The sequence below is a fragment of the Fluviibacterium sp. S390 genome, assembly GCF_049800695.1.
Lineage (GTDB): Bacteria > Pseudomonadota > Alphaproteobacteria > Rhodobacterales > Rhodobacteraceae > Meridianimarinicoccus.
The window spans coordinates 60,805-86,960 of sequence record NZ_JBNAFN010000005.1; the positions used below are offsets into that span (position 1 = coordinate 60,805).

The following is a 26,156-nucleotide window of genomic DNA, read 5'->3' on the forward strand; positions in this document are numbered from 1 at the left end:
GCTTTTTCGTCGCGACACCCCCATATTGCGTATCAAACAGACCGCATGTTTCCGAGCGGCCTGCCTGAACGAACGAAAAAGGAGATCACAGTGCGCTTCAGCGATATTTCCCAACCCTCTCAGGTGCGGGCGGCCATCGTGGCGCTTGGGCTTGGCTTTGCGGTTGCCCTTGGACAGGGCCAGCCCGTCGAAGCCCGGGGTGCGCCTGACAGCTTCGCCGATCTGGCAGAACAGGTCAGCGACGCCGTGGTCAACATCACCACACGTACCACCGTTGCCACGGCCAGTGGTGAGAACATGCCGATCATTCCCGATGGCTCGCCGTTCGAGGACTTCTTCCGAGACTTCATGGATCGCAACGGCCAGGGCGACCAGCAGCGCCAGCGGCGCGGTTCGGCGCTGGGATCGGGCTTCGTGGTGTCGGAAGACGGCTATATCGTCACCAACAACCACGTCATCGAATCCGCCGACGAGATCATGATCGAGTTCTTTGGCGGCACCGAGCTTCCGGCGGAAGTCATCGGCACCGATCCGAAAACCGACATCGCGCTGCTCAAGGTCGACAGCGACACCCCGCTGCCCTTCGTCACTTTCGGCGACAGCGAAGCCGCCCGCGTGGGCGACTGGGTCATGGCCATGGGCAACCCGCTGGGGCAGGGGTTCTCGGTCTCTGCCGGCATCGTCTCGGCGCGCGGCCGGGCGCTGTCGGGCAGCTATGACGACTACATCCAGACCGACGCGGCGATCAACCGGGGCAACTCGGGCGGGCCGCTGTTCAACATGGACGGTCAGGTGATCGGCGTGAACACCGCGATCCTGTCGCCCAACGGCGGTTCCATCGGCATCGGCTTTGCCATGTCGTCCTCGGTGGTGAAGAACGTGGTCGACCAACTCAAGCAGTTCGGCGAAACCCGCCGCGGCTGGCTGGGTGTGCGGATCCAGAACGTGACCGAGGAACTGGCCGATGCGCTGGGACTTGAGACCGCCGAAGGCGCGCTGGTCACCGATGTGCCGGAAGGTCCGGCGCTGGATGCCGGGATGAAGTCGGGCGACGTGATTCTCAGCTTCGACGGCACCGATGTGAGCGACACCCGCGAACTGGTGCGCAAGGTCGGCAACACCTCGGTCGGCAAGGCCGTGCGGGTCACCGTGTTCCGCGATGGCAAGACCGAAACGCTGATGGTCACGCTTGGCCGTCGCGAGACCGCCGAAACCGTGCCGGCCGCCGCCGCCGCCAACGAACCGATCCAGGACACCGTCCTGGGCATGGATGTGACGGTTCTGAACGACGAGTTGCGCAGCCAGCTGGGTCTGGAAGAAGACAGCACCGGCCTGGTGGTCACCGATCTGGATGAAGACAGCGACGCCTTCGAGAAGGGTCTGCGCAGCGGTGACGTGATCGCCGAAGCCGGGCAGGAGAAGGTCAGCTCGGTCACCGACCTTCAGGATCGCATCGCCGATGCCCGCGAGGCTGGCCGCAAGTCGCTGCTGCTGCTGGTGCGCCGGGGCGGGGATCCGCGTTTCGTGGCGCTCTCGGTGGACTGACACCGATCATGTGATCAACGGATGGGGCGCCTTCGGGCGCCCTTTTTCGTGGCGGACGCCCGGAACGGAGCAACACGGATCGCTTGCCATTCATAGTAGCGCGCCAAAAATCCGGGCAGTTGGTGAACTTGTCCTAGGCGGGTCGCGGATGGGGTGCAATAGTCGGGAGGCACCAGACGGAAAGCCATATGACACATCCAAATTTCAAGCCCCAGGTCCAGGATCAGGCCGGAGAGTTCACGGCCGCTGAAATGGGGGCCTTGGCGCATCTCTATCGCGGCGAGGTTTACCGCAGCACGATCTGGCGCACCCGGCTGGACCAGACCACCAACTGGTCGGTGGTGACCACGGGGCTGGCCCTGTCGCTGACCTTTGCCGGACCCGAGGCGACGCCGCTGCCGCTGTTGCTGGTGGGTCTGCTGGTGGGCGTTTTCCTGATGTTCGAAGCGCGCCGCTATCGCTATTTCAACGTCTGGCGGGCGCGCTGCCGATTGATGGAAACCGACATGTACGGCCCGATGCTGCGCGGCGAGGGCGTGCTCATGGATGGCAAGTGGAACACGCTGCTGGCCTCGGACTATATCCATCCGACGTTTCATATCTCGTTCCTGCGGGCGATGGGGCGGCGGTTGCGGCGCAACTATGCCTATATCCTGTCGGTGCAGGCGGTGGCCTATTTCGGCAAGCTGCTGATCCATCCGGTTCCGGCCGCCGATTTCGCCGAGTTCATCCAGCGGGCCGCCATCGGCCCGGTCCATGGCGGCTGGGTCTTCCTGCTGGGGGTGGCTTTCCACGGCAGCTGGATCATCGTCGCGGTCTGGACGCAGATGATCGAAAAGCGGGTGCGGGCCGCGGCGGGGCGCAAGCATCTGATCTCGATCGCCTGACCGGCTGGCGCCGGGGCGCGGGTCACGAGGTCACAAGCGTGTCCAGCAGGGCCGAGATATCTTCGACCTGTTCGGCGACCACATGGGTGACAGAGTTCTCGCGCTGGATGCGCCCGGTCACCCGCAGCAGCCGCCCGGCGATCACGGCGCGGCGGTGCACGTCGAACAGCGATTTCCAGACCACCACGTTGACCACACCGGTCTCATCCTCAAGCGTCAGGAAGATTACCCCCTTGGCGGTGCCGGGCCGCTGGCGCACCAGCACCAGCCCGGCCACGGTTACCCGCGCACCATTGGGCGGGCGATCCAGCCAGGCGGCCGGCAGGGCCAGCGGCGGGCGGGGCCACTGGATGTCAGACGGGGCTGGGGTCAGGCTGCGGGGCATGTGAACAAAGATAGAACAATGCGACGATTTCACAAGGGCGCGTGCGGCTCTGGAAAATCCCGTCGCGCTGGCCTATGTCCCGCCTCAGCGAGAGTTTGCAAGTGAGCCAGGCAGAAGGGGCAGAACATGCCGAAGATCACCTATATCGAGCACAATGGAACCGAGCATGTCGTCGATGTGCCCGTGGGGCTGACCGTGATGGAAGGCGCGCGCGACAACAACGTGCCCGGGATCGAGGCCGATTGCGGCGGCGCCTGCGCCTGTTCCACCTGCCATGTCTACCTGCATCCCGACTGGATCGAGAAGGTGCCCGCCGCCGATCCGATGGAAGAGGACATGCTGGATTTCGCCTATGAGCCCGAGCCGGGGCGGTCGCGCCTGACCTGCCAGATCAAGGTGACCGACGATCTGGACGGGCTGGTTGTACAGATGCCCGAAAAGCAGATCTGAGCCATGTGTATCGGGCGGGCGGCGGTGCCGGGGCTGCTGGCAGGGGTGCTGGCGATGTTTCTGGCGCTGCCGGTCGCGGCCGAGATCACCGGCGCCCGCTACGCCGATCCCACCACCCGCTATCCGCATGCGGTGCTGGGCGATGGCATCGAACATGGCGCGCTGGTGCTGGAACGTGCCGACGCGCCGCCCCTGCGGCTGGTGTTGCCCGACACGCGGGTGTTCGAGGACACAGCGCCACGTCTGGCGGACGTGGATGGCGACGGGCAGGCCGAGGTTGTGGTGGTCGAAAGCGACCAGCGGCGCGGGGCGCGTCTGGCGATCTATGATGCCACCGGCCTGCGCTATGCCACCCCCTTCATCGGCACGCGGTTCCGCTGGCTGGCGCCGGCGGGGATCGCGGATCTGGACGGCGACGGCAGGATCGAGATCGCCTATGTGGACCGCCCGCATCTGGCCAAGACCCTGCGCGTCTGGCGCATCGAGGATGGGGCGCTGGTGCCGGTGGCAGACCTGCCGGGCGTGACCAACCACCGGATCGGAGAGCGTGACATCTCGGGCGGGGTGCGGGACTGCGGGCAGGGCGCCGAACTGGTGCTGGCCACGGGCAACTGGGGCGATCTGGTGGCGGTGCAGTTGCGAGAGGGTCAGTTGAGTGCCCGCCGCCTGGGCAAGCCCACCGATGCGGCGGGCTTTGACGCGGCCCTGGCCTGTGCCGACTGATCGGCTGGCCTGATCTCAGACTCTTCGGGAAACTCCGGTCCCATGCTAGGCTTCTCCCGGTCCGATGATTTTCGGTAAGGGAGGAGCCGCCATGCGTTACACGATACTGGATGAAGATGCCGAAGGGGTTTCCCACTTTCAGGAGGCCGATTTCCTGCTGGAAGAGACCCATTTCGCGCCGCCCGCAGCACCGATGCTGCTGTCCGAGAAGATCCCCGCAAGCGCGCTGGTGGCCCTGACCCTGCCCGCAGGCTGGGTGGGGGTTCCGCACAATTCGCCGCTGGAACAAGTGGCCTTCATCCTGCGCGGCCTGTTCCGGGTCGAGGCCGGGGACGGCGAGGTCCGTGATTTCGGGCCGGGTGACATCTTCTGGATGAAGGATGTGACGGGCGGTGGCCATGCCTCGCGCGCGATGAACGGCGAAGCGGTCGAGATGATGGTGGTGCAGTTCCCGACCGACGGATAGGGGGCGCTCCCGCCCCCGTTGCGACACCGTGCGGTGTCTGACGGGGTTGGGCCGTGCCGCGCCCTGACGGGCGCGGCGGTTGCGCGCACCGGTCCGCTGTGGGCCTGCAAGAATGCCAAGGGATACTGCTGAGAGGCGTTTGAGCGGCAGGTCTGCCCCTCAAGGCGCCGCGTCCATGGTCAGGGCCCGCCGGACCCGGAAAGCGCCCCGGTTGCCCTAGTGGCCGCCCGAGAACACCAGTGTCCGGACCGGCAGCAACAACACCTGTGCCCGCAAGATGATTGCGTGCAGCAGGCCGACCGTGTCCACCCCGTGCATCCCGAGCCGTGTCAAGAATGGCAGATCGGCGCTTTCCAGTTGCGCGTGAAAACTGGTGTAGGCGTTGGCGACACAGGAACTGCCGGGCGGAACCGCATTGGTCTGCCCTTCAAACAACGGTTGCAGGGTGGCGGTCAGCGACCCCGGTGCCGGCGCATTGCCCGGATCGAGCAGCCGGTCCGAGGGCCGGAACTGCCCCGAGGCGATCACCGGCTGCACCGAAGTCACCACCATCGGGATGATCTTGAACGGTTGCGTGGCGCAGGCGATCTCGGCCAGCATGCCGGGCTTGACGACCTGGCCTGTCAACTGTCCGAAACCTGCCAGAAACACACCCCGATCGAACTCATGCGGGATCAGGATGCCGGCCGGGCGCAGGACGGAGGAGATATAGTCGCCGACCTGCAGCCCGAATTGCTCGACCGTGCCGTCGACCCCGGCCACGACCAGAGTCTTGTCCAACTCGGCCTGTGCTTGCGCCAATTGCGCATTGGCGGTAGCCAGTTGCGCCGGGAGCAATTCGTTGATCTGGGTTTCGATGGCCGCCCGCTGGGCTTGCGCGGCGTCCACGGCGCCTAGCCGGGATTCGACCGAGTTCTGCAGCCGGTCGATCTCGCGCCCGGCCACCACATCGGGGTTGCGCGCCTGCAGGTTCAACTGGCGGGCCAGTTCATCTTCGGACTGTTCGAGCGCGCCGATGGCCTGATCGATGGTGCCTTCGGCGGCCGTGAGCTGATTTTGGGCCACCAGCGCGGCGGCCTCGATCTCGGCAATGCGACGGGTGGCGGTGTCCAGGGCGGTCTGCTGCGAGGAATCCTCGATCTTGAAGATCGGATCACCGGTCTTCACCTCCTGTTTCGAGATCACGTAGACAGCTTCGACCCGTCCGGCGATCTGCGGCAGGATGGTGACCGTGCGATAGTAGGACGATACAGCCGTGGTCGACGGGTGGAAGTAGAACACCGTTGTGATCAGGCCGATGGTCAGCATGAAGCACCCGGTCAGCCCCCAGCGCAATTCGTACCAGACTGTGAACAGGTTGATTTCCTGGCCGATCCGCTTGCCCTGTATCAGGCGGCGATACAGGTAGTCCGGCAGGATCGTGAAGAACGAGCAGAACATCAGTTCAAACATGATCGGTCTCCGCCGCCGGTTTGGCCGCATCCTCGCCGGTCACGGTTTCGGGCAGGCCCTGACGGCCGGTTGCCTTTTCCAGAGAGGCCGCGATGCTGCGTAACGGGGTCATGAAATCGGGGATGTCGAGAAAGACCAGCAGCAAGGCGCCCACCCAGAAGATGTTGTTGTGGGTGAACAGCGCCAGCAGGGTCATCACGCCGATCAACTGGAACTGGGCCGAGTTGGAGCTATGCGCCATCCGGTCGGGCAGGGAGTGCAGGTACAGATACAACACCCCCAGCAGCAGGATGGCGACCACCAGGAAGATCCCGACGTTCACCAGCATCTGGTCGGTCTGGCCCGGGGCGGTGATGAAGCGGGGCAGATGCTCTGGTGCGAGGGGGTGGATGGGCAAAGCGGGGTCGGCCATGGGGGGATATCCTTGTAGATGCGAAGGAGCCCGGGGCCGGGCCATTGCCTGGGGTCTACCAACCCGGATGACGCAAGGGCAAGGGTTCTCGCCCCTGGGGGAGCCAGGGGGAATCGCCCGTCAGTTCAGCGCGCGCCAGCCGATGTCGCGGCGGCAGATGCCCTCGGGCCAGTCGGTGCCATCGACCAGCGCATAGGCGCGGTCGCGGGCCTCGGCCAGGGTTGCGCCGCGCGCCGTGGCATTCAGCACCCTTCCGCCGTTGGCGGTAATCTTGCCGTCGACTTCCTTGGTGCCGGCGTGGAACATCATGTGAAAACTGTCGGCGGGCAGGGCGTCGAGGCCCTTGATCTCGCTGCCCTTGGCATAGCTGCCGGGATAGCCCTGTGCAGCGAGCACCACGGTCATGGCATGATCATCGGCCCAGGTGACCTGGGTGTCGGCCAGACGGCCTTCGGCGCAGGCGTGCAGCAGGTCGAAGGCCTGCGCGCCCAGCCGCAGCATCAGGGCCTGGCATTCCGGATCGCCGAAGCGGACGTTGTATTCCACCAGGCGCGGTGCGCCGTCCTGGATCATCAGCCCGACGTAGAGCACGCCCTGGTAGGGGGTGCCGCGCGCCACCATCTCGCGCAGGGTCGGATAGACGATCTCGGTCATGGTGCGTTCGGCGATCTTGTCAGTCAGCACCGGTGCGGGGGAATAGGCGCCCATGCCGCCAGTGTTGGGGCCGGTGTCGCCTTCGCCGATGCGCTTGTGATCCTGCGCGGTGCCCACGGGCAGGGCGACCTCGCCGTCGCAGAGCACGAAGAACGAGGCTTCCTCGCCCTCCATGAATTCCTCGATCACCACCTCGGTCCCGGCGCCGCCAAAGACGCCGCCGAACATGTCGTCGATGGCGTCCAGGGCTTCGGCTTCGGTCATGGCGACGATTACGCCCTTGCCCGCCGCCAGACCGTCGGCCTTGACCACGATCGGCGCGCCTTGTGCGCGGATATAGTCCTTGGCCGGGGCGGCTTCGGTGAAGCGCGCCCAGGCGGCGGTGGGGGCACCGGCGGCGTCGCAGATTTCCTTGGTGAAGGATTTCGACGCTTCCAGCTTGGCCGCGTCCGCCGATGGGCCGAAACACAGGATGCCGGTGGCGCGCAATTCGTCCGCCACCCCGGCGGCCAGCGGTGCCTCGGGGCCGATGATGACGAAGTCGATGGCGTTCTCGACGCAGAATTGGGCGACCGCCGGGCCATCATTGATGTCGAGGTCGGCCAGTTCGGCGATATCCGCCATTCCGGCGTTGCCGGGGGCCGCGATCAGGCGGTCGCATTTGGGGTTTTGCTGCGCCGCCCATGCCAGCGCATGCTCACGGCCCCCGCCGCCCAGGATCAGAATGTTCATCGCCGCCCTCCTTGGCCTTTTCGGCCTTGGGTTCTAGGGTGCGGGTCCGAGATGCGCAAGCAAAGGCCCGTCAATGTCCGACCTGTTCGAAGATCCAAGCCCCGTACCGGGGGACAATGCCCCCGAATTCACCGTTTCCGAGATTTCCGGCGCGGTGAAAAAGACCATCGAGGGGGGATTCGCCCGCGTCCGGGTGCGCGGCGAGCTGGGCCGTGTGTCGCGCCCGCGCTCGGGCCATGTCTATCTGGACCTGAAGGACGACCGGTCGGTGCTGGCAGGTGTGATCTGGAAAGGCCAGGCGGCCAAGCTGGCAACCCAGCCCGAAGAGGGGCTTGAGGTGATCGCCACCGGGCGGCTGACCACCTTTCCCGGCCAGTCGAAATACCAGATGGTGATCGACAGCATCACACCTGCCGGTGCGGGTGCCCTGATGGCCATGCTGGAAAAGCGCAAGAAGATGCTGGAGGCCGAGGGGCTGTTCGCGCCCGAGCGCAAGCGGCCGCTGCCCTATCTGCCCCAGATCATCGGCGTGGTGACCTCTCCCTCGGGCGCGGTAATCCGCGACATCCTGCACCGGCTGCGCGACCGGTTTCCGTCCAAGGTGCTGATCTGGCCGGTGGCGGTGCAGGGCGAGCGTTGTGCGCCAGAGGTGGCGCGCGCCATCGAAGGCTTCAACCGGATGACCCCCGGCGGTGCGCTGCCCCGGCCCGATGTGCTGATCGTGGCGCGCGGCGGCGGCTCGATCGAGGATCTGTGGGGCTTCAACGAGGAGGTCGTGGCGCGGGCGGCGGCGGCGTCCGAGATCCCGCTGATTTCGGCGGTGGGGCATGAGACCGACACCACGCTGATCGATTTCGTGTCGGACCGGCGCGCTCCGACCCCGACGGCGGCGGCGGAAATCGCGGTGCCGGTGCGGGCCGAGCTTCTGGCCTTTACCGAAGGCATGGGCGCGCGGCTGGCCGGGGCGCACGCGCGCAGCGCCGCACAGCGCGGCCAGCGGTTGCGGGATCTGTCGCGGGCGTTGCCGCGCCCGCAGGATCTGACCCGCCATGCAGAGCAACGGTTCGACGCGGTTTCGCAACGCCTGCCGGTGGCGTTGCGCAGCCGTGTGCATCAGGAACGCGCGCGTCTGAACAGCGCCAAGGGCAGCCTGCATCCGGGCCGCCTGAACGACCGGTTGGAGGCTCAGCGTCAGCGGCTGGCAGTGGCAGGCAAGCGGTTGGACCGGGCGGCCGAGACCTTCCAGTCGCGCCGCAAGCTGGATCTGGCGGGGATCTCGGGCCGGCTCAGCCTGCGCTCGATCCGGCAAAAGCAGGCGGCGGCACCCGGCGATCTGTCACGGTTGCAGGGGCGGCTGCGGCAGGCCTGGAAGGCGCGCATGGGTGAACGGCGGCAGGGGCTTGCGGCGCTGGAACGGTTGCGCGGCTCGCTGGGCTACGAATCCACGCTGGCGCGCGGCTTTGCGGTGGTGCGCGCCGGCGATACGCTGGTGACAAGTGCCGCATCCGGGGCCACCCAGAGCGCCCTGCAGATCCAGTTTCGCGATGGGGTGCTGGAGGCGGTGCCGGCGACCGACGGGGGCGCCGGGCCCGAGGCAAAACCCGCACCCAGTGGCAAACGCCGCAAGATCAAGGATATGCCGCCAGATCAGGGTTCGCTATTCTAGGTGCGAATGGCCCTGGCGGGCCGGAAAGCGTCGCTTCTGAAATGCAGGGAACGGTGCCTGCTGCGTAGCAAGAAACAATGGGTCGGAGGACGGTAGACTATGGCAGGGGACACCACAAAGGCGCTTGGCAAGGGCATCTGGAAATCGGCGCCCGGCAAGGGCCGCACGACGCCCAAGGGGCGGCAACTGAACGATGCCGCCTGGGACGAGGTGCGGGCGCTGCTGGGCGACCGTCCGCGCCGACGGGATCTGCTGATCGAGTTTCTGCACCTGATCCAGGATCGCTATGGCCATCTTGCGGCGGCGCATCTGCGGGGGCTGGCCGAAGAAATGCGCCTGTCACAGGCCGAGGTCTGGGAAGTGGCCAGCTTCTATGCCCATTTCGATCTGGTGAAGGAAGGCGAGACGCCGCCGCCATCCCTGACCATCCGGGTCTGCGATTCCCTGTCATGCGAGATGGCCGGGGCGCAGGCGCTGAAATCGGCGCTGGAGGCCGGCACCGATCCGGCGCAGGTGCGGGTGCTGCGCGCCCCCTGCATGGGCCGGTGCGACACTGCCCCGGTGGTGGAACTGGGCCATTATCACGTCGATCATGCCACGCCTGAAACGGTACTGGCGGCCGTGGCCGAAGGGCGCAGCCACCCGGTGATCCCCGACTACGAAGAACTGGCGGCCTATCGGGCCGAAGGCGGCTATGCGGAACTGGAAGCCCTGCGCGCCGCAGGCGATCCCGAAGAGGTGCAGGACCGCATCCTGCAATCAGGGCTGCGCGGTCTGGGTGGCGCGGGCTTCCCGTCGGGGCGCAAATGGTCCTTCGTGCGGGCCGCGGACGGGCCGCGCTATCTGGCGGTCAATGCCGACGAGGGCGAGCCGGGCACCTTCAAGGATCGCCACTATCTGGAACGCCGGCCGCATCTGTTCCTGGAAGGCATGCTGATCGCCGCCTGGGCGGTCGAGGCCGAGACCTGTTTCATTTATTTGCGCGACGAATACCCCGCCGTGCTGGAGATCCTGCACCGCGAAATCGCCGCCCTGGAATCCGCCGGGCTGATCGCGCCCGGGTTCGTCGATCTGCGGCGCGGCGCGGGCGCCTATATCTGCGGCGAAGAAAGCGCGATGATCGAATCGATCGAGGGCAAGCGCGGCTTGCCCCGGCACCGGCCACCCTATGTGGCGCAGGTCGGGATCTTCGGGCGGCCGACGCTGGTGCACAATGTCGAAAGCCTGTTCTGGGTGGCGCGCATCTGCCGCGAGGGGCCTCAGGTGCTGAATGCCCATGAGAAGAATGGGCGCACCGGGCTGCGCAGCTATTCGGTCTCTGGCCGGGTGGCGCGGTCGGGGGTTTATCTGCTGCCCGCGGGGTCCACCATAACGGATGTGATCGCGGCGGCGGGGGGCATGGCCGAGGGGCATGTCTTCAAGGCCTACCAGCCGGGCGGGCCGTCTTCCGGCATTCTGCCCGCCAGCCTGCATGATGTGCCGCTGGATTTCGACACGCTGCACCGGCACGAGACCTTCATCGGCTCGGCGGCGGTGGTGGTTCTGTCGGACAAGGACCGGGTGCGCGATGCGGCGCTGAACATGCTGCGGTTCTTCGAGGATGAAAGCTGCGGCCAGTGTACGCCCTGTCGGGCAGGCTGCGAGAAAGCCGTGCAATTGATGCAGGCGGAACGATGGGACCGGGGTTTGCTGGAAGACCTGTGTACGGTGATGGCCGATGCCTCGATCTGCGGGCTGGGGCAGGCAGCCCCGAATCCGATCCGACTGACCATGAAGCACTTTCCTGACGAGATCTGATCCTGTTACGCGGCGCGCCCTGACGGGCGCCCCACATGCTGGCCGGACCGGAGGTCCGGCGGCTGCCGCCCCGTGCCCGGCGTCGGGAGGGCGGCAGGGGGGAGACTGTGCTGAGAGGCGTCTGAGGGCGCGATGCGCGTCTTCAGAGCGCCCTTTCAAGGATGGAAGCTTGCCGCGCCCGCCTCAAGGGTGCGGGCTGCGCCCCGGCTGCGCCGCCCTTGATCCGGGCGCGGCAAGCGGGCGTGCTCTTCCATCCGGGGACACAGGCGGGTAGGGAAAGGCAGGTGTATTGAAAGGCTGAGCCGATGTCCTTCTTCTCGAAACTCAAGGATCGCATGTTCAAATCCTCCTCCAGGCTGGAGGAAGGGATCGACGCGATCGTGGAGGAGGAGGCGGAGGCAGCACCGCCCGCGCCCGAGGTGGCTCCGGCGGCAGCGGCACCGGCACCCGAGGCCCCGAAACCCGAGGCCAAACCCGCCGCCGCACAGCCGGGTTTGCTGGGGCGGCTGATGGGGCGCGCCGACACGACGGGGGCGCCGCGCCGGGCGCTGGACGATGACATGCTGGAGCAGATCGAGGATCTGCTGATCACCGCCGACATGGGGGTCGAGACCGCCAGCCGGGTGACGGCGGCGCTGGCGCAGGGCCGCATGGGCAGCAAGCTGTCGAGCCGTGAGCTCAAGCAGCTTCTGGCGCAAGAGGTGGCCCGGATCATGGAACCGGTGGCGCGCCCGATGCCGATCTACAACAAGCGCCCGCAGGTGGTGCTGGTGGTGGGCGTCAATGGCGCCGGCAAGACCACCACCATCGGCAAGCTGGCCAGCCAGTTTCGCGCGGCCGGGAAATCGGTGGTGATTGCGGCGGGCGACACCTTTCGGGCCGCAGCGGTCGAGCAGTTGCAGGTCTGGGGCGAGCGCGCGGGCGTGCCGGTGATGACCGCGCCCGAAGGTTCAGATCCCGCCAGCCTGGCCTTCGAGGCGATGACCCGCGCCGAACGCGATGGTGCCGATCTGCTGATGATCGACACCGCCGGGCGTTTGCAGAACCGCGCCGACCTCATGGAAGAACTGGCCAAGATCGTCCGGGTGATCCGCAAGAAGGATCCCGACGCGCCGCACAACACGCTGCTGGTGCTGGATGCCACCACCGGACAGAACGCCCTGAACCAGGTGCAGGAGTTCCAGAAGCTGGCCGATGTGTCGGGTCTGGTGATGACCAAGCTGGACGGCACCGCGCGCGGTGGGGTGCTGGTGGCGCTTGCCGACCGCTTTGGCCTGCCAATCCATGCCATCGGAGTGGGTGAGCAGATCGACGATCTGGCCCCGTTCGACCCGGAAGAATTCGCCGTTGCCCTGACCGGCCTGTCGGAATGATGCGGCCCGCGCACTCCTGCCATGTGGCCGCGCCGCAATGACGCGGGCATGATTGTGCAGCCGCGCCGAAGCAGGTAGCGACGGCGCATGAGCGAATGGCTGATCTCTCTGGAAGGCACCGAGGCCGGGCAGCAGGTGGCGCTGTTGCTGGCGCTGTCGGCGGCACTGTTGCACGCGGTTTTCGGGGCCTTGCAGAAGGGGCGTCACGATCCCTGGCTCAGCCGCGGGGCGATCGATTTCTGCTATGGTGCCATGGCCGCGCCCATCGCCCTGTTCGTGACGCCCTGGCCCGAGCCGCACATGTGGATCATCTTCCTGAGCGTCTTCTTCATCCACGCGGGCTACAAGATGCTGCAGGCGCTGGCCTATGAGCGCGGCGCCTATACGGTGGTCTATCCGGTGGTGCGGGGCACCGGGCCGCTGTTCACCGTGGTGGGGGCCTGGCTGATCTTCAACGAAAGCTACACCCCGATGCAGTGGATGGGGGTGGCTGTGCTGGTCTCGGGGATCTTCGGGTTGGCGATCTACAACCTGATCCACGTACAGCTTGACCGGCACACGCTGGTGCCGGCGTTGTGGCTGGCGGTGGCGACGGGGGGCTTCGTGGCGCTGTATACGACCTATGACGCCTATGGCATCCGGGCGACGGCGAATCCCTTCACCTTCCTGGCGTGGTTTTTCTTCCTCGATGGGCTGCTGATGCCGGTGTTGGCGCTGCGGCGCTGGCGGCGCATGGACGTGCGTCCGGCGCTGAAACCGCTGATGCTGCGCGGGCTGATCGGCGCTTTCATCGCCTATGGCAGCTTCGGCTCGGTCATGCTGGCAACGCGCATCGGCAAGGTCGGGCAGGCGGCGGTGTTGCGGGAAACCTCGCCGGTGTTTGCCGCCCTGATCGGCTGGCTGGTGCTTAAGGAAACCGTGGGGCCGCGCCGCATCGCGCTGATGTCGCTGATCGCCATCGGCGCGGTCATCGTCGAGCTGGGGGCTTGACCCCGGCGCGTGGGCATCCGATGTGACAGGCGACCCCGCGTGATCAGAGCAAGGAAGACCCATGGCCGGCCGCAAGATCAATCCCTACCTGAAACTGGCGCTGGAACTGGGCCCCGTGGTGCTGTTCTTCGTCGGCTACGTGCGGCTGAAGGAGCAGGTCTTCACATTCGGCGGCACAGAATACTCGGGCTTCATCCTGGTCACCGCGCTGTTCATCCCGATCCTGCTGGCGGCAACCGCCACCCTGTGGGCGCTGACCGGACATCTGTCGAAGATGCAGGTGGTCACGGCGGTTCTGGTGGTGGTCTTCGGCGGCATGTCCGTGGCCTTCAACGACGAGCGCTTCTTCAAGATGAAGCCCACGCTGATCTATGCGCTGTTCGCGGGCGTGCTGGGCTTCGGCTTGCTGCGCGGCCAGTCCTACCTGCGTTACGTGATGGAGGAACTGGTGCCGCTGGAGCACGACGGCTGGATGCTGCTGACCCGGCGCGTGGCGCTGTTCTTTGCCCTGCTGATGGTCGCCAACGAGGTGATCTGGCGCAGCTTTTCCACCGATGTCTGGGTGAATTTCAAGACCTTCGGCCTGCCGCTGGCCACGATGGCCTTCTTCATGGCGCAGACCCGCCTGTTTGCCACCTATGGCATCGAAGACGACAGCAATCCCGAGGCCTGAAACGCCATCCCCCTTGACGCAAGGCGCGGGGATTTGTATCGCGCCACCTGTGGCGCTTTGTTGCCGGATTGCGGGCCACGTTAAATATACCGCTAAAGAGGTCAGGCTTCGGCCGTCTTTTCTCCCGGTACATTGGTGAAAGGAGTTGGCCCGATGGCCAAGAACACGAATCCGTCCTGGAACACCCGCACCAAGCTGGTGCACAGCGGAACCCGCCGCAGCCAGTACAACGAGGTCTCCGAGTCGATCTTCCTGACCCAAGGCTTCGTCTATGACACTGCCGAACAGGCCGAAGCGCGGTTCATCGAAAGCGGCCCGGACGAGTTTATCTATGCCCGCTATGGCAATCCCACCGTGCGCATGTTCGAAGAACGGATTGCCGCACTGGAAGGGGCCGAGGATGCCTTCGCCACGGCATCGGGCATGGCGGCAGTCAACGGCGCGCTGGCGTCGATGCTGAAGGCCGGGGATCACGTGGTGTCGGCGCGGGCGCTGTTTGGATCGTGCCTGTACATCCTGGAAGAGATCCTGACCCGTTACGGTGTCGAGGTGACTTTCGTCGATGGCACCGATCTGGATGCCTGGAAAGCCGCGATGCGCCCGGACACCAAGGCGGTGTTCCTTGAGGCGATCTCCAACCCGACGCTGGAAGTGGCCGACATTCGCGGGATTTCGGACATCGCCCATGCGGTGGGAGCCCAGGTTCTGGTGGACAATGTGTTCGCCACGCCGGTGTTCCAGCGCTCGCTGGAACTGGGGGCGGACGTGGTGATCTATTCGGCCACCAAGCATATTGACGGGCAGGGCCGGGTGCTGGGCGGGGTGATCCTTGGTACGCAAGAGTTCATCCGCAAGACCGTGGAGCCCTACATGAAGCACACCGGCGGCTCGATGTCGCCGTTCACGGCCTGGGTGCTGCTGAAGGGGCTGGAGACGCTGGACCTGCGTTGTCGGGCACAGGCCGATGCCGCCACGATGCTGGCCAACAGCCTGCATGGACATGCCAAACTGCGCCGGGTGCTTTATCCGACGCTGGCCGATCATCCCCAGAAGGACGTGGCCGCGGCGCAGATGGAAGGCGGCGGCACGGTGTTGTCGATCGACGTTGCAGGCGGTCAGGATGCGGCGTTCAAGCTTCTGAACGCACTGGAGATTTTCACCATCTCGAACAACCTTGGCGATGCCAAGTCGATCGTCACCCATCCCGCCACCACCACCCATCAGCGGCTGCCGGATGACCAGAAGGCCGAACTGGGCATCACGCCGGGGCTGATCCGCATCAGCTGCGGTCTGGAGGATGCGGGCGATCTTCTTCAGGATCTTCTGAACGGACTGGAAGTGATCTGAGTCACGCCTGCTCACGTATGCTTGTGTGAGGCTGATTTTGTCCGGGGGATCGGGCATGATCGGCCAAGCGCCAGCCGAGGAGCCCAAGGATGAATATTCATACGCCGATGCAGGATCGTGAGCCGACAAGGGAAGACGCCGCCGAGGCGCTGGCGCTGTTGCGGCGCTGGGCGCGGCAGAGCGGTGTGCAGGAGGTCGACACCCTGCACCCTGGCATCGGGGCGCTGACCGGGCGCAATGCGGGGGCCTATCCCGATCTGGCCCGCGACTACCCGGCGGATTTTCAGGTGACACCGGCCTACAAGGCGGCTTTGCCGGACCTGCAGAACGGTCCGGCCAGCCTGATCAAGGGCGCGCGGCAGCAGATCCAGCACGTGGGCATTTCCAACTTCCGCCTGCCGATCCGCTTTCACACGCGCGACAACGGCGATCTGACGCTGGAAACCTCGGTCACCGGCACGGTCAGCCTTGAGGCCGAGAAGAAGGGCATCAACATGTCGCGCATCATGCGCACCTTCTATCGCCACGCTGAAGAGACCTTCAGCTTCGAGGTGATCGAGGCAACGCTGGATGCCTACAAGACCGATCTGGACAGTTTCGACGCGCGCATCCAGATGCGGTTTTCGTTCCCGGTGAAGGTCGACAGCCTGCGCTCGGGCCTGTCGGGGTACCAGTATTACGACATCGCGCTGGAACTGGTTGAACAGGCGGGCGTGCGCAAGAAGATCGTGCATCTGGACTTTGTCTATTCCTCGACCTGCCCGTGTTCGCTGGAACTGAGCGAACATGCCCGGCGCGAGCGGGGACAACTGGCGACGCCGCATTCCCAGCGCTCGGTGGCGCGGGTGTCGGTGGAACTGGCCGAGGATGCGCCCTGCCTGTGGTTCGAGGATCTGATCGATCTGTGCCGCCGGGCGGTGCCGACCGAGACACAGGTGATGGTCAAGCGCGAGGATGAACAGGCTTTCGCCGAGCTGAACGCCGCCAACCCGATCTTCGTGGAAGATGCCGCGCGCCTGTTTTGTGCCGAGCTTCTGGGCGATGCCCGCGTGGGCGATTTCCGGGTTGTGGCCAGCCATCAGGAAAGCCTGCACAGCCACGATGCGGTCAGCGTGCTGACCGAAGGCCCGACCTTTGCCGCCGAAAGCCTCGACCCCCGCCTATTCAATTCCCTGTACCACGTAGGGTGAGCGGCGTCCCGCAAACGGTCCGGGGGACCGTTTGAGCCGCGAACGGGCGGAGCCCCGGAAGAGCGGCGTCCCGCAAACGGTCCGGGGGACCGTTTGAGCCGCGAACGGGCGGAGCCCCGGAAGGGCGGCGTCCCGCATGCACGCGGGGCGCGGCAACGACCGCGGTGTAGGGCCGTGGCCCTCTGCGCCGGTGGTCCCGTAACCCTCAACCCTTGCGCCGAACACGGGGGCTGAAACCGGGGCAGAGGCGGCGCTGGCCCGCGCGCTGTTCGCCAAGGCATTGCGCCACTGCTTGACAGGAACCGGCGCGCGCCGCAGGACTGACGGATGATTGATATTCGCCCTGTTTCCTATGTGGTGGGTTTGCTGGTTGCGGTTCTGGGCGCCACGATGCTGGTGCCCATGGCCTTCGACCTGTCGCGCGGCGACGAGAACTGGCTGCCGATGCTGGTCAGCGCCGTGGCCTCGATGGCGGTGGGGATGTTCGTGGCGATGACCAGCGCCAATGGCGCGGGCGGGCGGCTGAACCTGCAACAGATCTTCCTGCTGACAACCACGGTCTGGCTGATCCTGCCGATTTTCGGCGCCCTGCCGTTCTATCTGGGTGCCCCCGAGGCGCGCTATGTGGATGCGTTCTTCGAGGCGATGTCGGGGCTGACCACCACTGGCGCGACCGTCCTGTCGGGGCTGGATACCATGTCGCAGGGGATTCTGCTGTGGCGCGGATTGCTGCAGTGGTTCGGCGGGGTCGGCATCATCGTCGTGGCCATGGTCTTTCTGCCCGCCCTGGGCGTCGGGGGCATGCAGATCTTCAAATCCGAAGGCTTCGAGACCGATGGCAAGATCCTGCCACGGGCCAGCCAGATCGCCTCGCAGATCTCGGTGATCTACCTTGTCCTGACGGTGTCCTGCGCGCTGTGCTACGCCGGGTTCGGCATGTCCGGGTTCGATGCGGCGGTGCACGCCATGACCACTGTGGCCACCGGCGGATTTGCCAACTACGACAGTTCCTTCGCCGCCTTCGGTCCCGCCGTTCAATATGTGGCCGTGGGGTTCATGATGCTGGCCGCGCTGCCCTTCGTCCGCTACGTGCAATTCGTGGCCGGTGCGCCCGAGCAGTTGTGGCGCGATCGACAGGTGCGCGGGTTCTTCATGGTCGCATGCGTGCTCGTGGTTTGCCTGTCGCTGTGGCAGTGGCAGCGGGCCGGCGTGGGCGAGGCCCCGTTTCGCGAGGCGTTGTTCAACACCGTTTCGATCCTGACCGGCACCGGCTATGCCAGCGCCGATTACATGCTGTGGGGCAGCTTTCCGGTGGTGTTCTTTTTCATCATCGGGCTGATCGGCGGCTGCGCGGGCTCGACCGCCTGTTCGATCAAGATCTTCCGGTTCCAGTTGCTTTTTGCCTCGCTCAACTCGCAGATCCGGCGCATCCATTCGCCCAACGCGCTGGTGATCCCGCGCTATGACGGCAAGCCGGTGAGCGAGGAGGTCCTGTCCTCGGTCATGGTTTTCTTCGCCGCCTTCATCCTGAGCATCGGTTTTCTGTCGGTCGGGCTGGGGATGACCGGGCTGGATCTGATCACGGCGGTGTCGGGCGCGGCCACGGCGGTGGCCAATATCGGCCCCGGTCTGGGGCACACCATCGGACCGGCAGGCAACTTCGCCTCGCTCAACGATCTGGCGAAATGGATGCTGTCGGCGGGGATGCTGCTGGGGCGGCTGGAACTGCTGGCGGTCTTTGCCCTGATGACCCCGCAATTCTGGCGCGCCTGACGGCTTTGCCGGGCACCGGGGGCGGGGCTTGATTGACCCTGTCGGGCCTCTTGCCTATGGAGAGGCGCGACCCGTTGCGAAAGGTGCCCCATGGATCCGAAATCCCGCCCCCGCAGTTTTCAGGACATCATCCTGCGGCTTCAGAATTACTGGGCCGAGAAGGGCTGCGCCATTCTGCAACCCTATGACATGGAAGTGGGCGCGGGCACGTTCCACCCCGCCACCACGCTGCGCTCTCTGGGCTCTCAATCCTGGGCGGCGGCCTATGTGCAGCCGTCGCGGCGGCCTACCGACGGGCGCTATGGCGAAAACCCCAACCGCCTGCAGCATTACTACCAGTACCAGGTGCTGATCAAACCCAGCCCGCCGGACCTTCAGGCGCTGTACCTCGGCTCTCTGGAAGCCATCGGCATCGACATGGAGCTGCACGACATCCGCTTCGTCGAGGATGACTGGGAAAGCCCCACGCTGGGTGCCTGGGGCCTGGGCTGGGAGGTCTGGTGCGACGGCATGGAAGTGTCGCAATTCACCTATTTCCAGCAGGTCGGCGGCCATGACTGCAAGCCGGTCTCGGGCGAGCTGACCTATGGGCTGGAACGTCTGGCGATGTATGTGCTGGGCGTCGATCATGTCATGGACATGCCCTTCAACGATCCCGACGCGCCCATCGCGCTGAAATACGGCGATGTGTTCCGCCAGACCGAGCAGGAATATTCGCGCTGGAACTTCGATCAGGCCAACACCGAGGTGCTTTTGAAGCAGTTCGAAGAGGCCGAGGCCGAATGTCAGGCCATCCTGAGCCAGCCCGCCGAGGATCCCAAGACCGGGCGGCGCATCGTCATGGCGCATCCGGCCTATGACCAATGCATCAAGGCCAGCCACATGTTCAACCTTCTGGATGCGCGCGGGGTGATCTCGGTCACCGAACGGCAGGCCTATATCGGCCGGGTCCGGACGTTGGCGAAGCTGTGCGCCGATGCCTTCGTGCAGACCGAGGCGGGTGGCTTCGTGGCGGGGGACGCGGCGTGACCCCGCAGCCCAATCGTTCCCGGCAGCCGCGCAGTCCGGCGGCGCGCCCGGTCAGAGGTGCCGCATGAATGGCAAGATCGTCGGAGGGGTCATCTTGGCGTTCGCAGTGATCGCGGGGGTGTCGCTCTACTACCTGCAGGTTTATCATTTCTACGACGAAGTCGCGACCGAGACCGTCGAGATCCGCCTGACCCCGATACAGGAAGGCGCGCCCGAGCCGATCCCCGCCGCAGGGATCGAGGCCATCGACGCGACCAGTTCACCGATCCGGTTTCGGGCCTGTTTCACCACGCCGCTCAGTCAGGCATTGTTGACCGAGACCTTCCGGCTTTACGACGGGGCCGAGCCGCTGAACGCACCCGCCTGGTTCGAATGCTTCGACGCCACCGAGATTGGCGCGGCGCTGCAAGAAGGGCGGGCCATCGCCTTTCTGTCCGAAGAAGGCGTCTCGCAGGGCGTGGACCGGGTGGTTGCGGTGTTTGACGATGGCCGCGCCTTTGCGTGGCACCAGCTGAACGCGGAATTCCGGGACTAGGCGCGCATGGACAGCTCCCCCCTGGTCATTCCCGAGTTTGTCGCCACCACGCTTGGCCTGCTGGTGTTCCTTGTGGGTGTGCAGGTCACGCGCAAGGTCCGGTTTTTGCGCGACTTCAACATTCCCGAACCGGTGTCGGGCGGGCTGGTCGCGGCGGCGATCACCTGGGCGATCTTCCTGGTGCTGGATCGCAGCGTCGAGTTCGAACTGGCCTCGCGCAACTATTTCCTCGTGGTGTTCTTCTCGGGCATCGGGCTGAACGCGCGGCTGTCGGATCTGGTGTCGGGCGGCAAGCCTTTGGCGATCCTGCTGGGGCTGACGCTGGTGTTCATCGGCGTGCAGAACGTGGTGGGCATCGGTGCGGCGCTGGCCTTCGGGATGCCCGCGCAACTGGGGGTGCTCATGGGCTCGGCCGCGCTGATCGGGGGCCATGGCACGGCCATCGCCTGGTCGCCCATGGTCGCGGACCAAAGCGGCTTTGCCGGAGCGGCGGAACTGGGCATCGCGGTGGCCACCATCGGGCTGGTGCTGGCGGCACTGATCGGCGGGCCGATTGCCAAATTCCTGATCGAACGGGGCAAGCTGACCCCGGACCGCCCGGAACAGAGCCATACCGTCGGCCTGGCCTTCAATGAGGTCGGCGAGGCCCGCATCACCCATGTGGATGTGATGCGCGTGCTGTTCGTGCTGCATCTGACCATCATCCTGGGCTATGTGCTGAGCCAGGCCATTGCCGCCACCGGGCTGAACCTGCCGCTGTTCGTGCCTTGCCTGCTGATGGGGATCGTTGTCGGCAATCTGCTGGGGTTGACCCCCCTCGGGCCACGGGTGTCGCGGACCCCGACCCTGGCGCTGATGTCGGATTTCTCGCTGGGCATCTTCCTGTCGATGTCGCTGATGTCGCTGCAATTGTGGACACTGGCTGGAATGGGCACGCTGATGGCGGTAACCATGGGGCTGCAGACCCTGGTAACAGTCCTGTTTGTCCTGCTGGCGGTGTTCCCGCTGATGGGATCGGGCTATCGCGGCGCGGTGCTGGCCGCCGGGTTTGCCGGGTTCGGGCTGGGCGCCACGCCCACCGCCATTGCCAATATGAACGCCGTGACAAAACGTTATGGCCCGTCGCCCATCGCCTTCGTCATCCTTCCGCTTGTCTCTGCCTTTTTCGTCGATCTGGCGAATGCGGCGGTGATCCAGACCCTTCTGAGTTTCTAGGACCCTTCCATGCCTGACCTTCTGATCGAGCTGTTTTCCGAAGAAATCCCCGCGCGGATGCAGGGCAAGGCCGGGGCGGACCTGAGGCGCATGGTCACCGACGGGCTGGTCGAGGCCGGGCTGACCTATGCCGGGGCGCAGGCCTTCACCACGCCGCGCCGGCTGGCGCTGACCGTGCAGGGGCTGAGCGCCGAAAGCCCCACCACCCGCGAAGAGCGCAAGGGCCCGCGCGTCGGCGCGCCGGACAAGGCCATCGACGGCTTTTGCCGCGGCGCAGGCGTCGCCCGCGAGGATCTTGAGGTGCGCGACGAGAAGAAGGGCCAGGCCTATTTCGCGATGATCGTGAAGGAAGGCCGCCCGGCGGCCGAGATCGTGGCCGAAGTGTTGGAAACGACCGTCCGCAACTTCCCCTGGCCCAAGTCCATGCGCTGGGGCAGTGGAGAGTTGCGCTGGGTCCGCCCGCTGCAGTCTATCCTGTGCCTGCTGAGCGATGAGGCTGGGGCCGAGGTGGTGCCGCTGGAGGTGGATGGGATCGTTTCAGGTGACGTGACCCATGGCCACCGTTTCATGGCACCCGATGCCTTCACTGTGACCTCGTTCGACGATTACGCCGCCAAGCTGAAGCGCGCCCATGTGATACTGGATGCCGAGGAACGCGCGGCGCAGATCTGGCATGATGCCACCAACGCGGCCTTTGCGCGGGGGCTGGAAGTGGTCGAGGACAAGGGCCTGCTGGCCGAGGTCGCCGGGCTGGTCGAATGCCCGGTGGTTCTGCTGGGCGAGATCGACGAAGCCTTCCGGGGCCTGCCCGCCGAGGTGCTGCAAACCTCGATGAAGGAACACCAGAAGTTCTTCTCGGTAGGCAAGGACGGCCAGATCACCCATTTCATCACCGTCGCAAATCGGGTGACGGCGGACGATGGCGCAACCATCCTTGCGGGCAACCAGAAGGTGCTGTTTGCGCGCCTGTCGGATGCCAAGTTTTTCTGGGAAAACGATCTGCGCGAAGCCCGCGCCGGCATGGGCACCTGGCTGGCGGCGCTGGACAATGTGACCTTCCACAACAAGCTGGGCAGCCAGAAGGCCCGCATCGACCGCATCGCCGCGCTGGCCCGCGAGATCGCGCCGCTGGTCGGCGCCGATCCCGAGGCTGCCGAGAAGGCCGCACAGGTGGCCAAGGCCGATCTGTCGTCGGAAATGGTCTATGAATTCCCGGAACTTCAGGGGGTTATGGGGCGATATTACAGCGAAGCCGCGGGCCTGATCGCCGATGTGGCGGCGGTGGCGCAGGAGCACTACGCCCCGCTTGGTCCCTCCGACGATGTGCCCACCGCGCCGATTTCGGTCGGCGTGGCACTGGCCGACAAATTCGACACGCTGACCGGGTTCTGGGCCATCGACGAGAAACCCACCGGGTCGAAAGACCCCTTTGCTCTGCGGCGTGCCGCGCTGGGGATAATCCGGCTGGTGCTGGAAAATGGGGTTCGGACAGGTCTGTCGTCGGTGTTTGCGGCCGGCCTGTCGGCGCAACCGGGCGATGTCGAAACCGATGTGGTTGCGGCGGATCTGCTCTCCTTCACCCACGACCGCCTGAAGGTCTATCTGCGTGACCGGGGCATTCCGCATGACGTGATCGACGCCTGTCTGGCGATGCCGGGCAATGACGATCTGGCGCTGCTGGTCAAGCGGGCCGAGGCGTTGGCGGCGGTGCTGAAGACCGACGATGGCGAGAACCTGATCCAGGGGTTCAAGCGCGCCAACAACATCCTGACCCAGGCAGAAGAGGCCGACGGGGTGGAATATTCCTATGGGGCAGAGGTCAAGCTGGCCGAAACCGAGGAAGAGAAGGCGCTGTTCGCGGCGCTGGAATCGCAGGGGGCTGCGATCTCCTCGGCCATCGAAGCCGAGGATTTCGCCGGCGCCATGGGCGCCATGGGCACCCTGCGCGGGCCGATCGACGCCTTCTTCGAGGCCGTGCAGGTGAATGCCGACAACCAGGTCGTGCGCCGCAACCGTCTGAACCTGTTGCACATGATCCGCCAGACCTGCGGGCAGGTGGCCGATCTGACACGTCTGGCGGGGTAATCCCCGCCGGGCCGCTTCCCATGACGCTGACGGAAGGCTAGGCTCTGCGCCAGGAGTACCCCCCGATGCAGAAGCTTGTCACCTTCAAGGAATTCACCACCATCACCCGCAGCGCGTCCATCGACACGCGCCAGCACGGGTGGCGGGCGGGGCGGTTGCAGACGCTGGTCCAACTGGACCTGCCGGTGCCGCGCACCGTGGCCCTGTCGTTTGAGACGGTGCATGGCATTGCCGCGGGGCGGATGCCGGATGTAGAGCGGATCCTGACCGCCTTTGGCGATGCGCCGCTGGTGTCGGTGCGCCCGTCCTCGCAAGAGGCACGCTGGGGCGGGCCGGGGGCGGTTCTGAACATCGGCATGAACGACGCCCGCTATGAAGACATGGTGAAAACCCTGGGCGAGGCCGCGGCCAGCGCCCTGTACCTGCGGTTCATCCAGACCTACGCGGTGCAAGTCTCGCATCTGGATGACGACCTGTTCGACAGCCCTGACAGCCCGTCGCGCACGGCGGTCGAGACGGCCTTGCGGGAATACGAGATCGAGACCGAGGTCTATTTCCCCCAGGATCCCGCAGAACAACTGATCGGCGTGCTGCGCTCGATGGCGCGGGCCTGGGAAAGCACCTCGGCACGGCTGTTGCGGCAGGCGCGCGGCGCACCCGCCGAGGCGGGGCTGGGCCTTGTGGTGCAGGAAATGGCGCTTGGGGTCGGGGCGGATGAAAGCGGCTCGGGGGTGATGCAATTCATCGACCCGGTCACCGGCCAGTCGCAGATCACCGGCCGCTACCTGAGCCAGAGCCAGGGCCGCGATGCGCTGGTCGATCGGGAACGGGCGCTGTACCTGACCCGCGATCCGCGCGGCCCCTCGCTGGAGGAGCTGTGTCCGGATATCTTTGACCGACTGGTGCTGTACGGCGAACGCTGCCGGACCGCGCTGCGCGACGAGGCGCAGGTGGAATTCACCATCCATGAAGGCGATCTTGCGATCCTGGATGCGATCCCGGTGACCCGCAGCGCCCAGGCGGCGGTGCGCGTGGTGGTCGGTCTGGCCGAAGACAACATCATCTCGCGCCACGAGGCGCTGAGCCGCATTCCACCGCGTACCCTGAACGAGGTTCTGCATCCGCGCATCGACCCCGAAACGCCGCGCACCCGGATCGTGCAGGGCATTGCCGCCAGCCCCGGTGCTGCGGCGGGCAAGCTGGTGTTTTCCTCGACCATGGCGCAAACGATGGCGGCGCAGGACGAAGCCTGCATCCTTGCCAAGCGCGAAACCACGCCCGAAGATGTGCGCGGGATGCACGCCGCGCGCGGTATCCTGACCGAACGCGGCGGCACCACCAGCCATGCCGCGGTGATTGCGCGCGGTCTTGGCGTGCCCTGCGTGGTCGGCGCGTCCAGCGTCACCATCGATCGCCGGGCCCGCACCATGACCACCGCCGATGGCACCGTGTACAAGGAAGGTGAGATCGTCACCCTGGACGGCACTGCCGGCGAGGTGCTGAAAGGCGCTGTTCCGATGGTGGCGGCGGGCCGCGACGATGCCTTCGAGTCCTTCCTTGGTTGGGCCGACGAGGTGCGCGACATCGACGTGCGGGTCAATGCCGACACGCCCGAGGATGCCGCCCTGGCCCGCCGGTTCGGCGCCGATGGCATCGGCCTGTGCCGCACCGAGCATATGTTCTTCGCCGAAGATCGTCTGACCGCCATGCGCGAGATGATTTTTGCCGATCTGCCCGAGGATCGTGCCGACGCGCTGGCGCAACTGCTGCCGATGCAGCGCGCCGATTTCACCCAGATCTTCCGGATCATGGCGGGCAAACCGGTCTGTATCCGCCTGTTCGACCCGCCCCTGCACGAGTTTCTGCCGCACGACCGCCAGGGCATCATCGAACTGGCCGAGGCGCTGAACCGCCCGGTGACCGACGTGCAGCGCCGCATCGACGCGTTGACCGAGTTCAACCCGATGCTGGGCCTGCGCGGGGTGCGCCTTGGCCTGACCCTGCCGGAAATCTACGACATGCAGGCGCGCGCGATCTTCGAGGCGGCGCTGGATGCCTCGGATGACGGCGCGCCGGTGGTGCCGGAAATCATGATCCCGCTTGTTTCGGCCTGCCGCGAGGTGGAAATCGTCAAGGCGCGGGTCGAGGCGATCTCGGCCGCCGTGCAGACCGAACGCCGGGGCAAGCTGACCTATCGGCTGGGCGTCATGGTGGAAACCCCGCGCGCGGCCCTCAGGGCAGGCGATATCGCGGCCCATTGCGAATTCCTCAGCTTCGGCACCAACGATCTGACGCAGATGACCTATGGCCTGTCGCGCGACGACGCGGGGCGTTTCATGGGCGCCTATGTCCGCCAGGGGGTGTTTGCCGAGGACCCGTTCCTCAGCCTCGACACCGATGGCGTCGGCGAATTGTTGCAGATCGGGGCGGCGCGGGGACGGTCGGCGCGCCCGGATCTGACGCTGTCGATCTGCGGTGAACACGGCGGCAACAGCGAATCTATCGCCTTCTGCCGGGGCGAGGGATTCGATTATGTGTCATGTTCGCCATACCGGGTGCCTCTGGCACGGCTTGCGGCGGCCCAGTCTGCGCTAAAATCCGCTTACGCAGCCTAGCGACCTAAGTGCCTGCAAAACCGGCATCTTCGCACCTGCAGCATTTCAAATTGTAGTTCTATGACAACGGCTTTGACCTTCCGCGTGGTCAAGGATTTGCCAACAGGGGGTCAACTTCGGTAGCACCCTCTTGGTTCCAACAAAATTTGGGAAAAAAGCCGT

The 26,156-nt window shown here is 65.8% G+C and carries 22 protein-coding genes and 1 riboswitch; of the genes, 18 read left to right on the top strand and 4 right to left on the bottom strand.

Annotated features, from left to right (window positions below; genetic code table 11):
* Positions 1 to 45 precede the first annotated feature (45 nt).
* Both ACP15K_RS05620 and ACP15K_RS05625 read left to right on the top strand, forming a co-directional pair.
* Positions 46 to 1,545, top strand: a complete 1,500-nt coding sequence (locus tag ACP15K_RS05620) for a DegQ family serine endoprotease (protein ID WP_193142471.1) — start codon at positions 46 to 48, stop codon at positions 1,543 to 1,545.
* 188 nt (positions 1,546 to 1,733) lie between these two features.
* A complete protein-coding gene (locus ACP15K_RS05625) occupies positions 1,734 to 2,432 on the top strand; it encodes a DUF2270 domain-containing protein (protein ID WP_226925932.1) in 699 nt (232 codons plus the stop codon).
* Positions 2,433 to 2,454: 22 nt separating this feature from the next.
* Here the strand turns inward: ACP15K_RS05625 and ACP15K_RS05630 are convergent, their stop codons facing one another.
* Entirely contained in the window at positions 2,455 to 2,817 is a 363-nt protein-coding gene (locus ACP15K_RS05630; protein ID WP_424990029.1) for an OB-fold nucleic acid binding domain-containing protein, read from the bottom strand.
* Between the two features lie 126 nt (positions 2,818 to 2,943).
* Between ACP15K_RS05630 and ACP15K_RS05635 the strand changes: the two genes are divergently transcribed.
* The 3 genes from ACP15K_RS05635 to ACP15K_RS05645 all read left to right on the top strand — a co-directional run bounded on the left by ACP15K_RS05635 (position 2,944) and on the right by ACP15K_RS05645 (position 4,456).
* Complete coding sequence (locus tag ACP15K_RS05635) at positions 2,944 to 3,267, top strand: 2Fe-2S iron-sulfur cluster-binding protein (protein WP_193142469.1); 324 nt, start codon at positions 2,944 to 2,946, stop codon at positions 3,265 to 3,267.
* A gap of 3 nt (positions 3,268 to 3,270) precedes the next feature.
* Positions 3,271 to 3,990 carry an FG-GAP repeat domain-containing protein gene (locus ACP15K_RS05640; protein WP_193142468.1) on the top strand — a complete coding sequence of 240 codons (720 nt, stop codon included), beginning with the start codon at positions 3,271 to 3,273 and terminating at the stop codon, positions 3,988 to 3,990.
* 91 nt (positions 3,991 to 4,081) lie between these two features.
* Positions 4,082 to 4,456: a cupin domain-containing protein gene (locus ACP15K_RS05645; RefSeq protein ID WP_193142467.1), complete on the top strand. Its 375-nt coding sequence runs from the start codon at positions 4,082 to 4,084 to the stop codon at positions 4,454 to 4,456.
* Between the two features lie 216 nt (positions 4,457 to 4,672).
* Here the strand turns inward: ACP15K_RS05645 and ACP15K_RS05650 are convergent, their stop codons facing one another.
* From ACP15K_RS05650 to purD, 3 genes are all read right to left on the bottom strand, one after another.
* On the bottom strand, positions 4,673 to 5,908 hold the full coding sequence (locus ACP15K_RS05650) for an HlyD family secretion protein (protein WP_193142466.1): 1,236 nt from the start codon (positions 5,906 to 5,908) through the stop codon (positions 4,673 to 4,675).
* Complete coding sequence (locus ACP15K_RS05655; protein ID WP_193142465.1) at positions 5,901 to 6,320, bottom strand: hypothetical protein; 420 nt, start codon at positions 6,318 to 6,320, stop codon at positions 5,901 to 5,903. Before ACP15K_RS05655 ends, ACP15K_RS05650 begins: the two co-directional genes overlap by 8 nt.
* A 120-nt stretch (positions 6,321 to 6,440) precedes the next feature.
* On the bottom strand, positions 6,441 to 7,706 hold the full coding sequence (gene purD / locus ACP15K_RS05660; protein ID WP_424990030.1) for a phosphoribosylamine--glycine ligase: 1,266 nt from the start codon (positions 7,704 to 7,706) through the stop codon (positions 6,441 to 6,443).
* A 73-nt stretch (positions 7,707 to 7,779) separates the two neighbouring features.
* Between purD and xseA the strand changes: the two genes are divergently transcribed.
* The 13 genes from xseA (at position 7,780) to ACP15K_RS05725 (ending at position 25,994) form a co-directional block, all read left to right on the top strand.
* Positions 7,780 to 9,372: an exodeoxyribonuclease VII large subunit gene (gene xseA / locus ACP15K_RS05665; protein WP_193142463.1), complete on the top strand. Its 1,593-nt coding sequence runs from the start codon at positions 7,780 to 7,782 to the stop codon at positions 9,370 to 9,372.
* A gap of 99 nt (positions 9,373 to 9,471) precedes the next feature.
* Entirely contained in the window at positions 9,472 to 11,169 is a 1,698-nt protein-coding gene (locus ACP15K_RS05670; RefSeq protein ID WP_193142462.1) for an NAD(P)H-dependent oxidoreductase subunit E, read from the top strand.
* A 305-nt stretch (positions 11,170 to 11,474) separates the two neighbouring features.
* Complete coding sequence (gene ftsY / locus ACP15K_RS05675; RefSeq protein ID WP_193142461.1) at positions 11,475 to 12,542, top strand: signal recognition particle-docking protein FtsY; 1,068 nt, start codon at positions 11,475 to 11,477, stop codon at positions 12,540 to 12,542.
* 87 nt (positions 12,543 to 12,629) lie between these two features.
* Complete coding sequence (locus ACP15K_RS05680; RefSeq protein WP_193142460.1) at positions 12,630 to 13,532, top strand: DMT family transporter; 903 nt, start codon at positions 12,630 to 12,632, stop codon at positions 13,530 to 13,532.
* Between the two features lie 61 nt (positions 13,533 to 13,593).
* On the top strand, positions 13,594 to 14,205 hold the full coding sequence (locus ACP15K_RS05685; protein ID WP_193142459.1) for an inner membrane-spanning protein YciB: 612 nt from the start codon (positions 13,594 to 13,596) through the stop codon (positions 14,203 to 14,205).
* Between the two features lie 39 nt (positions 14,206 to 14,244).
* Positions 14,245 to 14,322, top strand: a riboswitch (SAM riboswitch).
* A 36-nt stretch (positions 14,323 to 14,358) separates the two neighbouring features.
* Positions 14,359 to 15,552, top strand: coding sequence for an O-succinylhomoserine sulfhydrylase (metZ, locus tag ACP15K_RS05690; RefSeq protein WP_193142458.1), 1,194 nt, complete (start codon positions 14,359 to 14,361; stop codon positions 15,550 to 15,552).
* Positions 15,553 to 15,641: 89 nt separating this feature from the next.
* Positions 15,642 to 16,742, top strand: coding sequence for a GTP cyclohydrolase FolE2 (gene folE2 / locus ACP15K_RS05695; protein ID WP_193142457.1), 1,101 nt, complete (start codon positions 15,642 to 15,644; stop codon positions 16,740 to 16,742).
* Between the two features lie 327 nt (positions 16,743 to 17,069).
* The gene (locus tag ACP15K_RS05700; protein WP_193142456.1) at positions 17,070 to 18,515 is read left to right on the top strand and encodes a TrkH family potassium uptake protein; all 1,446 of its coding nucleotides are present in this window, start codon (positions 17,070 to 17,072) and stop codon (positions 18,513 to 18,515) included.
* A 90-nt stretch (positions 18,516 to 18,605) separates the two neighbouring features.
* The gene (locus ACP15K_RS05705; protein ID WP_193142455.1) at positions 18,606 to 19,544 is read left to right on the top strand and encodes a glycine--tRNA ligase subunit alpha; all 939 of its coding nucleotides are present in this window, start codon (positions 18,606 to 18,608) and stop codon (positions 19,542 to 19,544) included.
* Between the two features lie 64 nt (positions 19,545 to 19,608).
* Positions 19,609 to 20,079 (top strand): DUF6446 family protein, encoded by a 471-nt coding sequence (locus ACP15K_RS05710; protein WP_193142454.1) that lies wholly within the window; start codon positions 19,609 to 19,611, stop codon positions 20,077 to 20,079.
* Positions 20,080 to 20,085: 6 nt separating this feature from the next.
* Positions 20,086 to 21,294, top strand: a complete 1,209-nt coding sequence (gene gltS, locus ACP15K_RS05715; protein WP_193142453.1) for a sodium/glutamate symporter — start codon at positions 20,086 to 20,088, stop codon at positions 21,292 to 21,294.
* A gap of 9 nt (positions 21,295 to 21,303) precedes the next feature.
* Complete coding sequence (gene glyS / locus ACP15K_RS05720; RefSeq protein ID WP_424990031.1) at positions 21,304 to 23,379, top strand: glycine--tRNA ligase subunit beta; 2,076 nt, start codon at positions 21,304 to 21,306, stop codon at positions 23,377 to 23,379.
* Positions 23,380 to 23,444: 65 nt separating this feature from the next.
* Positions 23,445 to 25,994: a putative PEP-binding protein gene (locus ACP15K_RS05725; RefSeq protein WP_193142451.1), complete on the top strand. Its 2,550-nt coding sequence runs from the start codon at positions 23,445 to 23,447 to the stop codon at positions 25,992 to 25,994.
* Positions 25,995 to 26,156 lie beyond the last annotated feature (162 nt).

Coding starts and splice junctions, on each gene's coding strand:
- ACP15K_RS05620 (WP_193142471.1), top strand. CDS start 46: ATGTTTCCGAGCGGCCTGCCTGAACGAACGAAAAAGGAGATCACAGTG.
- ACP15K_RS05625 (WP_226925932.1), top strand. CDS start 1,734: ATGACACATCCAAATTTCAAGCCCCAGGTCCAGGATCAGGCCGGAGAG.
- ACP15K_RS05630 (WP_424990029.1), bottom strand. CDS start 2,817: ATGCCCCGCAGCCTGACCCCAGCCCCGTCTGACATCCAGTGGCCCCGC.
- ACP15K_RS05635 (WP_193142469.1), top strand. CDS start 2,944: ATGCCGAAGATCACCTATATCGAGCACAATGGAACCGAGCATGTCGTC.
- ACP15K_RS05640 (WP_193142468.1), top strand. CDS start 3,271: ATGTGTATCGGGCGGGCGGCGGTGCCGGGGCTGCTGGCAGGGGTGCTG.
- ACP15K_RS05645 (WP_193142467.1), top strand. CDS start 4,082: ATGCGTTACACGATACTGGATGAAGATGCCGAAGGGGTTTCCCACTTT.
- ACP15K_RS05650 (WP_193142466.1), bottom strand. CDS start 5,908: ATGTTTGAACTGATGTTCTGCTCGTTCTTCACGATCCTGCCGGACTAC.
- ACP15K_RS05655 (WP_193142465.1), bottom strand. CDS start 6,320: ATGGCCGACCCCGCTTTGCCCATCCACCCCCTCGCACCAGAGCATCTG.
- purD (WP_424990030.1), bottom strand. CDS start 7,706: ATGAACATTCTGATCCTGGGCGGCGGGGGCCGTGAGCATGCGCTGGCA.
- xseA (WP_193142463.1), top strand. CDS start 7,780: ATGTCCGACCTGTTCGAAGATCCAAGCCCCGTACCGGGGGACAATGCC.
- ACP15K_RS05670 (WP_193142462.1), top strand. CDS start 9,472: ATGGCAGGGGACACCACAAAGGCGCTTGGCAAGGGCATCTGGAAATCG.
- ftsY (WP_193142461.1), top strand. CDS start 11,475: ATGTCCTTCTTCTCGAAACTCAAGGATCGCATGTTCAAATCCTCCTCC.
- ACP15K_RS05680 (WP_193142460.1), top strand. CDS start 12,630: ATGAGCGAATGGCTGATCTCTCTGGAAGGCACCGAGGCCGGGCAGCAG.
- ACP15K_RS05685 (WP_193142459.1), top strand. CDS start 13,594: ATGGCCGGCCGCAAGATCAATCCCTACCTGAAACTGGCGCTGGAACTG.
- metZ (WP_193142458.1), top strand. CDS start 14,359: ATGGCCAAGAACACGAATCCGTCCTGGAACACCCGCACCAAGCTGGTG.
- folE2 (WP_193142457.1), top strand. CDS start 15,642: ATGAATATTCATACGCCGATGCAGGATCGTGAGCCGACAAGGGAAGAC.
- ACP15K_RS05700 (WP_193142456.1), top strand. CDS start 17,070: ATGATTGATATTCGCCCTGTTTCCTATGTGGTGGGTTTGCTGGTTGCG.
- ACP15K_RS05705 (WP_193142455.1), top strand. CDS start 18,606: ATGGATCCGAAATCCCGCCCCCGCAGTTTTCAGGACATCATCCTGCGG.
- ACP15K_RS05710 (WP_193142454.1), top strand. CDS start 19,609: ATGAATGGCAAGATCGTCGGAGGGGTCATCTTGGCGTTCGCAGTGATC.
- gltS (WP_193142453.1), top strand. CDS start 20,086: ATGGACAGCTCCCCCCTGGTCATTCCCGAGTTTGTCGCCACCACGCTT.
- glyS (WP_424990031.1), top strand. CDS start 21,304: ATGCCTGACCTTCTGATCGAGCTGTTTTCCGAAGAAATCCCCGCGCGG.
- ACP15K_RS05725 (WP_193142451.1), top strand. CDS start 23,445: ATGCAGAAGCTTGTCACCTTCAAGGAATTCACCACCATCACCCGCAGC.